Source organism: Comamonas sp. UBA7528, from assembly GCF_002479375.1.
Lineage (GTDB): Bacteria > Pseudomonadota > Gammaproteobacteria > Burkholderiales > Burkholderiaceae_C > Comamonas.
Window position 1 is genome coordinate 233,971 of the sequence record NZ_DLMU01000004.1, and the last position, 13,337, is coordinate 247,307.

10 protein-coding genes are annotated in these 13,337 nt (G+C 66.0%); 8 read left to right on the top strand and 2 right to left on the bottom strand.

Annotated features, from left to right (window positions below):
* Nucleotides 1–524 precede the first annotated feature (524 nt).
* Together B3349_RS05190 and B3349_RS05195 are read right to left on the bottom strand one after the other, a co-directional pair.
* Complete coding sequence (locus B3349_RS05190; protein WP_291586986.1) at nucleotides 525–1,178, bottom strand: class I SAM-dependent methyltransferase; 654 nt, start codon at nucleotides 1,176–1,178, stop codon at nucleotides 525–527.
* Nucleotides 1,179–1,349: 171 nt separating this feature from the next.
* Entirely contained in the window at nucleotides 1,350–3,056 is a 1,707-nt protein-coding gene (locus tag B3349_RS05195; protein ID WP_291586988.1) for an electron transfer flavoprotein-ubiquinone oxidoreductase, read from the bottom strand.
* A gap of 467 nt (nucleotides 3,057–3,523) precedes the next feature.
* Here B3349_RS05195 and B3349_RS05200 point away from each other — a divergent pair, with 467 nt between their 5' ends.
* The 8 genes from B3349_RS05200 to B3349_RS05235 all read left to right on the top strand — a co-directional run bounded on the left by B3349_RS05200 (nucleotide 3,524) and on the right by B3349_RS05235 (nucleotide 13,213).
* Nucleotides 3,524–4,030: a sigma-70 family RNA polymerase sigma factor gene (locus B3349_RS05200; protein ID WP_291586991.1), complete on the top strand. Its 507-nt coding sequence runs from the start codon at nucleotides 3,524–3,526 to the stop codon at nucleotides 4,028–4,030.
* Between the two features lie 8 nt (nucleotides 4,031–4,038).
* Nucleotides 4,039–5,010: a FecR domain-containing protein gene (locus B3349_RS05205; RefSeq protein WP_349682179.1), complete on the top strand. Its 972-nt coding sequence runs from the start codon at nucleotides 4,039–4,041 to the stop codon at nucleotides 5,008–5,010.
* 144 nt (nucleotides 5,011–5,154) lie between these two features.
* Entirely contained in the window at nucleotides 5,155–7,653 is a 2,499-nt protein-coding gene (locus tag B3349_RS05210) for a TonB-dependent siderophore receptor (protein ID WP_291586992.1), read from the top strand.
* 304 nt (nucleotides 7,654–7,957) lie between these two features.
* Complete coding sequence (locus B3349_RS05215; protein WP_291586994.1) at nucleotides 7,958–8,257, top strand: hypothetical protein; 300 nt, start codon at nucleotides 7,958–7,960, stop codon at nucleotides 8,255–8,257.
* A gap of 3 nt (nucleotides 8,258–8,260) precedes the next feature.
* Nucleotides 8,261–9,970 carry a PepSY-associated TM helix domain-containing protein gene (locus B3349_RS05220; protein WP_291586996.1) on the top strand — a complete coding sequence of 570 codons (1,710 nt, stop codon included), beginning with the start codon at nucleotides 8,261–8,263 and terminating at the stop codon, nucleotides 9,968–9,970.
* Nucleotides 9,967–10,326 carry a DUF3325 domain-containing protein gene (locus B3349_RS05225; RefSeq protein ID WP_291586998.1) on the top strand — a complete coding sequence of 120 codons (360 nt, stop codon included), beginning with the start codon at nucleotides 9,967–9,969 and terminating at the stop codon, nucleotides 10,324–10,326. Before B3349_RS05220 ends, B3349_RS05225 begins: the two co-directional genes overlap by 4 nt.
* 273 nt (nucleotides 10,327–10,599) lie before the next feature.
* Complete coding sequence (locus B3349_RS05230) at nucleotides 10,600–11,475, top strand: Bug family tripartite tricarboxylate transporter substrate binding protein (RefSeq protein WP_291586999.1); 876 nt, start codon at nucleotides 10,600–10,602, stop codon at nucleotides 11,473–11,475.
* 169 nt (nucleotides 11,476–11,644) lie between these two features.
* On the top strand, nucleotides 11,645–13,213 hold the full coding sequence (locus B3349_RS05235; RefSeq protein ID WP_291587001.1) for an acetolactate synthase large subunit: 1,569 nt from the start codon (nucleotides 11,645–11,647) through the stop codon (nucleotides 13,211–13,213).
* Nucleotides 13,214–13,337 lie beyond the last annotated feature (124 nt).

A 13,337-nucleotide genomic window follows, 5' to 3' on the forward strand; every position in this document is an offset into this window, starting at 1 on the left:
CCTGCAGACCCCGCTGCGGGTTTGCACTTAGATACAGGGGCTGCGCAAAAAAACACACGAAAAAATGCCCGTGCAGCCATATCTATGCTGTGTCAGAAGCTATGGTTTTTTCTGGTGCAGCCCGGGGAGTGCGGTGCACCAATCTGCTGCAGATTCCCGCAGTTCATGCACTCTTTCATGCCATGCGCAGCGCGCGTGAGCGATGGTGGTGCGGCAGCGCCGGCCGCCGCCCGAGAAGATGGTCGCCGTGTTCGCCCCGGCTTTTTGCACTCAGACAAATGAGACGCTGACTTTCACTGCTTGCTGGTGGGCAAATACCAGTCACCCCATCAGCAAAGGCCGCAGGGCATGCACATGAGAGAAGCGCATGGGACGGCGGCCTTTGCTGATGCGCCGCCCGTCCATCCGGGACTTGATGGCAGGCAGCATGCTGTGTAGATGGCGTTCGGGGCCATGGAGTTCCCCGGAGGCGCGATGATAAACGGCTGCCATGTACCGGCCGCTACGGTGGTTCGGTGCAGGATTCAGCGGTGCAGCTCGTATTCCAGCGCCCAGAAGTAGTCCCAGACGTGGTGCTGGCTGCGGTGGGCCCAGGGGGCCACGGCAGCCAGCAGCTGCTCTCGGCTGGGAAAGTTCTTCAACACCCGGTGCACTGACCCATCGGCCAGGGGGCGCAACTGGTAGGTGTTGCCCGCAGCGTCGCGCTCGGCAATCGGCGTGCTGCTGCCAGGCACATACCGGTTGTCCATGAAGACCACGCGCGCGCCGGGTTGCAGCACCGCGTGCAGGTTCTGCAAAAAGGCCGGAATGCGCTCCAGTGGAATGTGCGACCACCAGAAACCGGCCAATGCGGCTTCAAAGGGCAGGCCGCTGGCGTCGTGCGTGGGCGGCTGGTAGGCGTCGCCGATTTGCAGCTGAACCTGCGGAAAGCGTGCGGGCGGCATGCGCGTGCGGGCGATCTGCAGCGTCTCGATGGCGCTGTCGATGCCCAGCACGCGGGTGGCGTGGGGCGCGTAGAACGGTGTCCAGTAACCGGTGCCGCAGGCGATCTCCAGCACCGAGCGGCCGCTGAACACGCCGGGCAACCAGGCTTCCATCTGGCGCAGATCGGCCTGGCGCTCGGGCTTGTGGTAGATCTGGTCGTATTCGCCGGCGCGGGCGGCGTAGTAGTCCTGCATGCCTTCCTCCTTCTGCTTGATTCTGGTGCATCCATCCCGCACGCGCCACCCATCGTGCAGGGTGGCGGTGCTTCCCAAGCCTGGGCTGTGCAAGGGCGCGGGCGAGGGGCTTGGTTCCGGGCGTAAAAAAGGCCTGCAGAGCAGGCCGGGTGTGCACAGAGTGCCTGGGTTTTACATCCCCGAGTAGTTGGGGCCGCCACCGCCTTCGGGCGTGACCCAGACGATGTTCTGCGTCGGGTCCTTGATGTCGCAGGTCTTGCAGTGCACGCAGTTCTGCGCGTTGATCTGCAGGCGCTGGGCATCGCCGCCCTTGTCGGTGTCGGCCACGAATTCGTAGACGCCGGCCGGGCAGTAGCGCGCCTCGGGGCCGGCAAACTTGGTCAGGTTGACGTTGACGGGCACCGAAGCGTCCTTGAGCGTCAGGTGGGCGGGCTGGTCTTCGCTGTGGTTGGTGTTGCTGATGAACACGCTGGACAGGCGGTCAAACGTCAGCTTGCCATCGGGCTTGGGATAGTCGATGGGGGTGCACTCTGCCGCGGGCTTCAGGTACACGTGGTCAGGCTTGTCGCGGTGCAGCGTCCAGGGGATGTTGCCCTTCAGGACGAACTGCTCCAGACCGTTCATGATGGTGGCAGTGGACAGGCCCTTCTTGAACCAGGTCTTGAAGTTGCGGGCCTTCCACAGCTCGTCGTACAGCCAGCTGTTCTCGAAGGCGGTCTCGTAGGCGCTCAGCACATCACCCTGGCGGCCGGCGGTCACGGCGTCATAGATGGCGTCGGCCGCCATCATGCCGGTCTTGATCGCGGCGTGGCTGCCCTTGATGCGGGACACGTTCAGGAAGCCGGCGTCGCAGCCCACCAGCGCACCGCCGGGGAACACGAACTTGGGCAGGCTCAGAATACCGCCGGCCGTGATGGCGCGGGCGCCATAGGAAATGCGCTTGGCCGGCTTGATGCCCTTGGCCTCATCGCCTTCCAGGTAGTAGCGGATGTTGGGATGGGTCTTCCAGCGCTGCATCTCCTCGAACGGAGACAGGTAGGGGTTGGCATAGTCCAGGCCCACCACATAGCCCAGCGTGACCAGGTTGTTTTCCAGGTGGTAGAGGAAACCGCCGCCATAGGTCTTGTTGTCCATGGGCCAGCCGCCGGTGTGCAGCACCATGCCGGCCTGGTGGCGGGCAGGGTCGATCTCCCACAGTTCCTTGATGCCGATACCGTAGGTTTGCGGGTCCTTGTCGGCATCCAGCTGGTACTTGGCAATCAGTTGCTTGCCCAGGTGGCCGCGTGCGCCTTCGGCGAACACGGTGTACTTGCCGTGCAGTTCCATGCCCAGCTGGAATTCACCGGTGGGCTCGCCATCCTTGCCCACGCCCATGTTGCCGGTGGCCACGCCCTTGATGGAGCCGTCTTCGTTGAACAGCACTTCGGCCGCGGCAAAGCCCGGGAAGATTTCCACGCCCAGGGCTTCAGCCTGGTCGGCCAGCCACTTGCTGAAGAAGCCCAGGCGCACGATGTAGTTGCCTTCGTTGTGGAAGCACTGGGGCAGCAGGAAGTTGGGAGTGCGCAGCGAGCCCTTTTCGCTCAGGAACACCATGGCGTCGGTGGTGACGGGCTGGTTCAGCGGTGCGCCTTTTTCCTTCCAGTCGGGGATCAGCTCGTTCAGCGCCTTGGGGTCCATGATGGCGCCGGACAGCGTGTGCGCGCCGGGTTCGGAGCCTTTTTCCAGCACCACGACAGAAATGTCCTGGCCTTTTTCGGCGGCCAGCTGCTTGAGGCGGATGGCGGTCGACAGGCCTGCAGGGCCGCCACCGACCACCACCACGTCGTATTCCATGGCCTCGCGTGGTCCGTACTGGGCCAAGATTTCTTCGTTTGTCATCGGGGTGTCTCGCTTATAAATAGTGAAAATCCGGAGGGCCTGAAGCCGGTGCTGCAGCGCCGCAAATTGCGGCTGATTCTATGCGTGCTGAAGGCATCTCCCAATAACTTGCGCGGCACTTACGGGGAGTCAACCCTGAAATATGACGTCTTGTCGGCATTTTTCTGACACCTTGGTGACGCATGGCGGTGGCCGCCTTGCCGCATTGCGAGGGGTTGCCTGTGCCGGATGCGAAGGTGGCAGGCCGGGGGAGGTGATGTCCACCAGCTGGCCCAGGGCATGCGGCTACAGAACAAGGTCACGCCATGCGCGGTGTCCGAAGCTGCGCAGCACACCGTGTCGCACGCCTTGGCAGGTTCCCCGCACAGAAGGGGGAAAGGCGAAGGCCATCCATGGTCGGGAGTGACTGCAATAGAATGAATAAGAACCATTCTTGTTTGATTTGCAGCGGACCGACCGGCTCCTATATGCCTTCCAGCCTCCCATCTTCTTCGCGGGACATCGCCACCCTGTATCTGGACCACCACAGCTGGTTGCTGGCTTGGCTGCGCCGGAGGCTGTCGAACGCCTGCGACGCAGCGGATCTGACCCAGGACACTTTTGTGCGCATCCTCGGAGCCAGGGAGGTGGCGACGATCGAGACGCCGCGCGCCTACCTGACGACCGTGGCCAAGGGCGTGCTGGTCAACTGGTACCGGCGCCAGGCGCTGGAGCAGGCCTACCTGGAAGCCCTGGCGCTGCTGCCCGAGCCGCAGGTCCCTTCACCTGAGCAACGCGCGCTGGTGCTGGAGACGCTGCAGGAGATCGATGCCATGCTGGACACGCTGGCACCCGTGGTGCGCCGCACCTTCCTGTTGTCGCAGCTGGAGGGCATGAAATACGAAGACATTGCGCTGCAGCTGGGGGTGTCGCTGACCAGCGTCAAACGTTATATGGCCCAGGCGTTCCGCCAGTGCCTGCAACTGGTGGAGTGAGCAGGTTCATGGCCGGTGATGCAATGGATGCGCGCATTCTGGACGAGGCGGCCGATTGGCTGGTGCTGTGGCACGGCCAGGGGATGACAGAGGCGGAGTGCGCGGACTTCGAGCGCTGGCGCGCCCGCAGTCCCGCCCACCGCCAGGCGTGGGCCCGCGCAGAGCTGCTGATGGGGCGGCTGGGTGATCTGCCCCGTGACTGGGCCATGCCGGTGCTGGACCGTCCGGTGCGCCATGCCCGCCCTTCGCGCCGTCAGGTGGTGGCCAAACTGGCTGCCTTGCTGGCCGTGGCACCAACGGCCTGGCTGGGCTGGCAATGGGCGGGGGAGCAGGGCTGGACGGCCGATGTGCGCACCGCCACGGGTGAGCAGCGCCGTCTGACCCTGGCCGATGGCAGCCAACTGCTGCTGGACACCCATACCGCTGTGGACATTGTGTTCGATGGCCTGCAGCGTACGGTGCATCTGCGCAAAGGGGCGATTGCGGTGGACACCGCGCCGGACGCCAACGGCCTGCAGCGTCCTTTTGCTGTGCACACCGCCCTGGGGCGGCTGCGGGCACTGGGGACACGTTTCACGGTGCGCCAGGAGGATGCGGTGGTGCACCTGGCGGTGGCCGAGGGCGCGGTGGAGGTGACGCTGCACGGAGAGACGGTACCCCGCGCCGTGGTGCCGGCGGGACAGCAGACGGAGCTGACGAAGCAGGGCGTCAGCGCACTTGCGCCGGTGTCGGTGCAGCAGCAGGCCTGGACACACGGCATGTTGATGGCCGATGCCATGGCCTTGAGCGATGTCTGCGCCGAGCTGTCGCGCTACCGCAGCGGCATTTTGCAATGCGCGCCGGAGGTGGCGGGGCTGCGGGTGTCCGGGGCCTATCCGCTGACGGATACCGACCGTGCGCTGGCCATGCTGCAAGCGACGTACCCCATCCAGGCGCACCAGCGTTGGCGTGGGCACTGGGTCACGCTGCTGGCGCGTTAGGGCGCACAGCTTGCAGGGCTGCAGCGGCCTGCATGCCCCTGACAAAAAAATGTGCCCGCACCCTGAGACTTTTTTCCGGCTCGCTTGGCAAGGGAAGTGAAACCGCTTTTTGCTCTTCACTTTTTTGCCCAAGGACCGCCTTTCATGCCCGCATTCCAGGCTTCACGCCCTGTCTTCCATCCTGTTGCCCACGCCGTACGGCTGGTCTTGCTGGGCTGCGCCCTGGCGGCCGGCGCGGCCCATGCGGCAGACCCCGTGCCTGCAAGCACGCCCATGGCTGCCCAGAACTACCAGATCCCCGCAGGCCCGCTGGGCCGTGCACTGGCCGAGGTGGCTGCCGCAGCGGGCGTGGCACTGTCTTTCGACCCCGCATTGACCCATGGACTGAGCAGTCCGGGCGTGGCAGGCAGTTTCACGCCCCAAGCGGCTTTGCAGCGCCTGCTGGCGGGCAGTGGACTGGAGCTGGTGCAGCGCCCTGGCGGCAGCTATACCCTGCAAAAACAACCGCAGCCGCGCAGCCGCAGTCAGGAAGGGGCGACGCTGGCCGAAGTGCGCGTGACGGCGAATGCCGAGCCCAGCGACGCCACGGAAGGCACCGGCAGCTACACCGCCCGGCGGATGCGCACTGCCACGCCCCTGGCGCTGTCGCCGCGCGAGACCCCGCAGGCGGTCTCTGTGGTCACCAGCCAGCAGATTGAAGACCGGGGGCTGGTGTCGCTGGCCGATGCGGTGCAGGCCACCCCCGGCCTCACGGTGAGCAAGTGGGGCGGCGAGCGCTACCGCTTTTCTTCGCGCGGCTTCCAGATCAACAACCTGATGGTCGACGGCCTGCCCATGGAGTATGAGGAGGCGGCACTGTCCACGGGCGCACTGTCCATGTACGACCGCCTGGAAGTCATGCGCGGTGCAGCTGGTTTGAGTGAGGGGGCGGGAACGCCGGGCGGCTCCATAAACCTGGTGCGCAAGCGCCCGACACGCGAATTCCAGGGCTCGGCCACGGTCAGTGCCGGCAGCTGGGACGATTACACGGGCTCGGTGGATCTGGGTGGGCCGTTGAACGAAGCCGGCACGCTGCGTGGGCGTGCCGTGGTCAGCCGCCAGGATCGGCATTCTTTCATTGATGACTACCAGAACCGGCGCACCCTGGCCTACGGCATTCTGGAAGCGGATCTGGCATCTTCCACCACCGTGACCCTGGGCGCTTCGTACAGCAACGAGGACAATCCTGGCGTGGACTGGAACGGTCTGGGCACCATGCCCGACGGCAGCTTTCTGCCGATCCGCCGTTCCACGCGCATGAGCCCCAGCTGGTCTTTCTGGGACAAGCGCAGCACCACGGTGTTCGCCGATGTGGAGCACCGCCTGGGCAACGGCTGGAAGGCCAAGTTCGCGGCATCGGCCATCGACAGCGAAATGCACATGCTGGGGACCTATCTGCGTTCGGCCACCATTGATGCCGGCGGCCAGCCGCTGTTCAGCCTGGGCGGTGGTGGTTACGACTACGAGCGCACGCAGCGCAGCTTCGATGCCCAGCTCTCGGGTGCGGTCACCGCCTGGGGCCGCAGCCACGATGTGGTCGTGGGCGCCAGCCACCGCCGCAGCCGCTGGGACGATGTGGGCGGTGGCGCCACCATCGACGGCAGTTTCACCCTGGCAACTTTCAATCCGCTGAACTGGGACCCACGCAGCGTGCCCCTGCCCACGGTGGGCGCCTACGGCCTGTGGCGGCGCAAGGCCGATATGGAGCAGACCAGCGTCTATGGCATGACCCGCCTGGCCGTGACCGATGCGACCAAGCTGATTCTGGGATCGCGCCTGGACTGGTACGAGCGCAACCAGGTGCAGTTCGACGGCGACTATCCTTATGGAGAAACCCACCAGAAGGCCAGCCACAAGTTCACGCCATATGCCGGGGTGGTGCATGCGCTGAGCCCGACCCATGCCGTGTATGGCAGCTGGACACGCATCTTCAACCCGCAAAGCTACAACACGGCCGACGGCGGCACGCTGGCGCCCGAGCAGGGCCGCAATCTGGAACTGGGGATCAAGGGCGAGTACCTCGACGGCCGCCTGAACGCCAGCGCAGCGCTGTTCCAGATCGATCTGGAAAACCTGCCAGACGCCCTGCCCAGTTCCGCATGCACCGGACAGCTGACCGCCTGCTACCAACCGGCCGGCAAGGTGCGCAGCCGGGGGGTAGAGTTCGAGGTGGCAGGCGAGCTGGCCCGTGGCTGGCAGGTGGCCGCCAGCTATACCTATGCCTCGGCCAAGCGGGTGGCCGCCGCTTCGGGCTACGACCCCACGGGCAGCTATTCCGTGGGATCCCGCTATGCCACCAACATGCCGCGCCATCTGTTCAAGCTGACCACAAACTACCAGCTGCCAGGGGCGTTGCACCGCTGGAAGGTTGGCGGTTCGGTCCACGTGCAGGACAGCATTTCCAGCACCTGGCATGTGCGCCAGGGTGGCTATGCCCTGGTCGGCCTGCACGCGGCGTATGCACTCAGCCGCCAGCTGGACCTGAGCCTGAACGTCAACAACCTGTTCGATCGCAGCTATTACTCGGGCATTGGTGCGGACAACGGGCCGAACTTCTTTGGCGACCCGCGCAATGTGATGCTGACGGCACGCTACCGCTTCTGAGGGTGCTGGCTGCGCCGCGGGACTGCCTGCCTTGGGCGGTTCGCGGCGCTGGGCTGTTGTTTCAGGAGCCGATGAGACATCCGGCCATCCCCCGCAAGGATGGGGCGGCAAGTGCCTGCGCGACAGGGGGCGTTGCCGGCTCCTGTGCCAGCAGGTCAGGGCGCAGGGGCCAAGCCCGCCCGGGACCTCTCCCTTGGCCACAATAAGATGGCCCTTTTTTCCATCTCGCGTGTCATAGCCTGAGAAGGGGGTATTTGCGCCCTCGTTTTTTTCTGTCTGTTTCTCGCTGAGGGATTGCTGCGCCATGTCGCTTGCTTTGACCGCCCGTCCGGGCTTTTCCATACTGTCGCGCGTGCTGGCCGCCGTGCTGGGGGGCTATGCCGTAGCCAGTGCCGTGGCCGTGCTGCTGGCTGCGGTTTTGCCCGTGGCGCGCGCGGAAGCGGTGCTGGCCGGCATGCAGTGGAGTTTTGTTGTCTATGTGGTGGCCGCGATCTGGGCGTTCTCACCCGTGCCGCTGGCCCGTGTCTGGGGCGTGCTGCTGACGACCGTGGCGCTGCTGGTGCTGGTCAGCTGGGTCTGCGCACGTGCCGGTACAGGGGGCTGAGAGATGGCCAAATCACCTTCTACCAGCGGCGTGGGCCGCGGCAGCTTTCGCCAGGCCCAGGCCTGGCTGCACACCTGGTGCGGCCTGTGGGTGTCATGGCTGCTGTTCGCGGTGTTTCTGACCGGCACACTGGCCGTGTTTGAAGAGCCCATCACCCACTGGATGACCCCCGAGCACCACGCAGAGGAGGCTGCACAGGTGGCGGCGCCGGCGGCGGCAGCCGGGGGCAACCTGTCCCAGCGCCTGGCCTGGGGGCTGGCCTATATGGAAAAACACCATCCCGACGCCGAGATGTGGGAGCTGTGGCCGGCCGATGCCGAGGGCGCAGGGCGCCTGACCGTGTACTGGTTCGATACCGCGCGCGCTTACGCAGAGGCCAAGCTGAACCCTGTCAACGGAGAGCCGCTGGGCACCGTCGCACGCACGGCGCGTGACACCCTGGGTGGGCACCATTTTGTGGACTTTCACTACCAGTTGCACGCTGGCAGGGTGGGGCTGTGGGCCGTGGGCATCGCGGCCATGGTGATGCTGGTGGCGCTGGTCAGCGGGGTCATCACACACCGGCGCATCTTTCAGGATTTCTTCACCTTTCGCCCCCGCAAGGGCCAGCGTAGCTGGCTGGATGCGCACAACGCCACGGGGGTGTTGACGCTGCCGTTCCAGCTGATGATTGCCTATACCGGGATCGTGATTTCGGGTCTGAGCTTCATGCCGGCAGGCGTGGTGGCCTTTTACGGGGCGGGCAGTGACGGGGTGCGGGCACATATGGCGGCGCTGGAGGAGGCGGGCAAGCCCCCACGTTCCGGCCAGGCGATGGCGGTGCCCGATCTGGAGCCGTTTGCCCTGCGCGGACAGCAACTGATGGGCCAGCCTGTGCGGGCCGTGGTGATCAGCCATCCGGGCGATGCCGCAGCGCGCATTGGCGTGTACGGCTGGAACCAGGAGGACAGCATGCGCCAGCGCCTGAGTGCCACCAGCGGCATGGTGATGTTCTCTGCCGCGACGGGCGATGTGCTGCAGGTGCGGCTGCCTGGTGGCGTGGATGGTGGCGGTGCTTCGCTGGCGCAGTCAGTGCTGGGCGGTCTGCACCGTGTGGAGTTTGGGGGGCTGGCACTCAAGTGGCTGTACTTTCTGTGTGGCCTGGCGGGCAGCGCCATGGTGGCCACCGGCGCTGTGCTGTTCATGGTCAAGCGCCGTACCAAGCACCTGGGCGAGTTCGGCCGCGCCACCGCCCGCGTGTATGGACTGATTGAAAGCCTGAATGTGGCGGCCATCGCCGGGCTGGCGCTGGCCTGCATCGGCTATCTGTGGGCGAACCGGCTGGTGCCGGTGGAGCTGGCCCACCGCCATGACTGGGAGCTGGCCACCTTCTTTGGCCTGTGGCTGCTGGCGCTGGTGCATGCGCTGTGTCGCCCGCCTGCCAGGGCCTGGAACGAGCAGCTGGGCGCGCTGGCCGCGCTGTGCCTGCTGCTGCCGCTGCTGAACTGGATGACGGTGGGTGACCAGCTGTGGGCCCAGTTCCTGCGCGCAGACTGGGAAAGCATGGGCGTGGAGCTGGTGGCACTGGCCTGCGGTGGTGTGGCGCTGCTGGCATTGCGCAGTCGCGCCCAGCAGCGGCCGGTTGCCGCAACGCGCAAGGCGGCAGAGAGGGGCGTTGCCACGGCTGACGTGTCCGTACCTGCATCGGCCGCCCGTGCCAAGGAGGCCGCATGAATACCGGACTGGCTTTTCTTTTGTCCTGGGCGCTGGCGCTGGCGGGCATGGCGGCATTGGCGCTGGCGATCGACCGCCACCACGGACAGCTCCATGGCGACAGCGAGCTGTCTCGCCGGCGCGCAGTGCTGCTGCAGGTGGCGGGGGGATTGCTGCTGGCAGCTGCCGTGGTGCCTTGCGTGCAAGCCTGGGGCAGCACGGTGGGGACGGTGGCCTGGCTGGGCTGCCTGTCTGCCGGCGCTTTGGCGGTGGCCTGGGGGCTGAGTGTTTCCCCACGCACCGTGGCTTGGCTGGCCCTGTTGGCGGCACCGGCCGCGCTGGCGGTGTGGCTCTGGTGCGGCGGCTGGGTGGCGTGAACGTGTCAACGCGTAAAAAGCTGCAGCCAGGGCCGCGGCGCTGGCTTTACCGTCTGTAATCCTGGCGACTTCCGGCTAGGGTATGCACGCCTGAAACCGGAGCGCTCGCTTTCTACACTGGCTTCTCATCCATCTGGAGGAGGCAAGCGCATGAAGCAATCTCGGCGTGGGGTTCTGAGCTGGGCCTTGGCGGCCTGCGGGGCGACGGTGGCGTCCGGGCCTGTAGCGGCTTGGGCGCAAGGGGCGTATCCGAGTCGGCCCATCAAATTCATCGTGCCCTGGCCGGCCGGCGGCAGCGCCGACATTGCCGGGCGCCTGTATGCTGACTTTCTGTCCAAGGAGCTGGGCCAGCCCGTGGTGGTGGAAAACCGGCCCGGCGCCGGTGCCAACCTGGGGGTGGGCGTGCTGGCCAAGTCGCCGGCCGATGGGTACACGCTGGGCCAGGTGTCCATCGGCACCCAGAGCATCAACCAGTTCATCTATCCGGCGCTGGGCTTCGATCCGGTGGGCGGTTTCGAGCACATCGGCCTGCAGACCAAGCAGCCCAATATCCTGCTGGTGAAAAAAGACTCGCCTTTCAAGACGCTGCAGGAGCTGGTGGCCTATGCGAAAAGCAACCCGGGCAAGCTGAACTATGCATCGCCTGGCATTGGCTCGTCGCTGCACCTGAGCGGGGCGTACCTGGCCTCGCAGGGCGACTTCCAGTGGACCCATGTGCCGTTCAAAGGCAGCGCGGAATCGATTCCGGCATTGATCGGCGGGCAGGTGGATGCGGTGTTCGACAACCTCTCGTCCTCGCTGCCCCATGTCAGGGACGGCAGCAAGGTGCGGGCACTGGTGGTGACGTCGCAGCAGCGCGTGGCCGACATTTCCCAGGTGCCCAGCGTGCTGGAAACCGCAATTCTGAAAGACCCCATCTACTCGTGGTTTGGCATTGCCGCACCCAAGGGCCTGCCGCCCGAGGCACTGCAGCGGCTGGTGGCCGCATCGGCCCGGATCTTTCAGCACCCGGATTACATCCAGAAGCTCAAGGCGATTGGTGCCGAGCCGGGCGGGCTGCAGGGGGCGGATTACCTGAAGTTCCAGGTGGCCGAGCGCGCGCGCTGGAGCAAGGTGGTCAAGGACAACCAGATCAGCATCCAGAACTGAGCGTGCGCACATGTTCCGAGATGCCGCCGTGCGCCAGCTGCGCGGGCCATTGACGCCCGGGCGACAGACGGACTAGTCTGTCCCCAGGCACGCTTCAGGCATTGGAGGAGCGTCCTCCTGCGCTTGTTGCATGTACGCAAGCAGCTATGGATTTGAAAGGAAACAAGAGATGAACGGTGCCGATCAGCTGTGTGACACCCTGCTGGCCAACGGGGTGGATGTGTGCTTTGCCAACCCCGGCACGTCGGAAATGCACTTTGTGGCTGCGCTGGACCGCAAGCCGCAGATGCGCTGCGTGCTCGGTCTGTTTGAAGGCGTGGTCACCGGCGCGGCCGACGGGTACGCGCGCATCACCGGCAAGCCGGCCGCCACGCTGCTGCACCTGGGCCCGGGCCTGGCCAATGGCCTGGCCAATCTGCACAATGCGCGCCGTGCGCGTTCGCCCATCGTCAATGTGGTGGGTGAACATGCCACTTACCACCAGCAGTACGATGCGCCGCTGACGTCCGACATCGAATCGCTGGCACGCCCCATGTCGCACTGGGTGCACCGCATTGCAGCGCCTGAGGCGGTGGGCAAGGACACGGCCCGCGCCGTGGGCGAGGCGCTGCGCAAGCCCGGCCAGGTGGCCACGCTGATCCTGCCGGCCGACTGTGCCTGGGGCGAACTGCCCAAAGACACCCGGCCGGTACAGGCACGGCTGCTGGCCGCACCCGCACCGGATGTGCAGCACATCGAACATGTGGCACGTGCCATGCTGCGCGCCATCCAGGCCGAAGAGCAGGTGGTGCTGTTCCTGGGCCCGCAGGCGCTGGAGCCCGAAGCACTGCAGATTGCCGGCCGGATTGCCCAGGCCATCGGCGCGCGGCTGATGACGCCCACGGCCTTTCGCCGCATGCAGCGCGGCCGCGGCGCCGTGGCGGTGGAGCGTCTGCCCTATGTGGTGGATGCCGGCCTGCAGGCCCTGGCCGAAGTGCAACAGCTGGTGCTGCTGGGCGCACCCCAGCCGGTGGCATTCTTTGCCTACCCCGGCAAGCCCAGCACGCTGGCGCCGGCCGGCTGTGCCATCCACACGGCCTGCAGCCCGGAAGAGGACGCGCTGCTGGCGCTGCAGGCCCTGGCCGCCGCGCTGGGCGTGGACCGCAAGGCGCCACTGGCCGTGCAGGCTGCCGGCCACATCCATGCGCCCACCAGCGGGCCGCTGACAGCCAGCGCCGTGAACCTGGTAGCGCTGCAGGCCTTGCCGGAAGGCGCCATCGTGGTGGATGAATCCATCACCTCCGGCCGCGACATTGCGGCGCACAACATGCAGGCCGTACCCCATGACTGGCTGGTGATCACCGGTGGCGCCATCGGCCAGGGTATCCCCACCGCCGTGGGGGCGGCCATTGGCGCACCCAGCCGCCAGGTGGTGGCTTTCCAGGCTGATGGCAGCGCCATGTACACCTGCCAGGGGCTGTGGACCCAGGCGCGCGAAAAGCTCAAGTGCCTGACCATCATCTACGCCAACCGCAGCTACGCCATCCTGCATGGCGAGATGAAGGCCGTGGGCACCCAGATCCCCGGCGAGAATGCCCAGCGCATGCTGACGCTGGATCAGCCCGCCATCCGCTGGACCCAGCTGGCCGAATCCATGGGCGTGCCGGCGGTGCGCTGCGAGACGGTGGAAGACTTCAAGAAGGCGTTGCAGGCAGGGCTGGCGGAAAACGGCCCCTTCCTGATTGAGGCCGTGATCTGAACTGAATGGGACTGCGGCGCGGTGACAACGGCCTCAGCGTGCCGGGAGCACCAGACCATGGCTGCGCAGCGCGTACAGCCGGGAATGCGTGCCGGGTCAGTGCCCTGGGTCGACAAGGCGGTGG

What these genes read in the sequence shown, in the direction of transcription:
- B3349_RS05205 (WP_349682179.1), top strand. Translation starts at nt 4,039, where the DNA reads ATGGCCGGTGATGCAATGGATGCGCGCATTCTGGACGAGGCGGCCGAT.
- B3349_RS05195 (WP_291586988.1), bottom strand. Translation starts at nt 3,056, where the DNA reads ATGACAAACGAAGAAATCTTGGCCCAGTACGGACCACGCGAGGCCATG.
- B3349_RS05215 (WP_291586994.1), top strand. Translation starts at nt 7,958, where the DNA reads ATGTCGCTTGCTTTGACCGCCCGTCCGGGCTTTTCCATACTGTCGCGC.
- B3349_RS05200 (WP_291586991.1), top strand. Translation starts at nt 3,524, where the DNA reads ATGCCTTCCAGCCTCCCATCTTCTTCGCGGGACATCGCCACCCTGTAT.
- B3349_RS05210 (WP_291586992.1), top strand. Translation starts at nt 5,155, where the DNA reads ATGCCCGCATTCCAGGCTTCACGCCCTGTCTTCCATCCTGTTGCCCAC.
- B3349_RS05190 (WP_291586986.1), bottom strand. Translation starts at nt 1,178, where the DNA reads ATGCAGGACTACTACGCCGCCCGCGCCGGCGAATACGACCAGATCTAC.
- B3349_RS05225 (WP_291586998.1), top strand. Translation starts at nt 9,967, where the DNA reads ATGAATACCGGACTGGCTTTTCTTTTGTCCTGGGCGCTGGCGCTGGCG.
- B3349_RS05220 (WP_291586996.1), top strand. Translation starts at nt 8,261, where the DNA reads ATGGCCAAATCACCTTCTACCAGCGGCGTGGGCCGCGGCAGCTTTCGC.
- B3349_RS05235 (WP_291587001.1), top strand. Translation starts at nt 11,645, where the DNA reads ATGAACGGTGCCGATCAGCTGTGTGACACCCTGCTGGCCAACGGGGTG.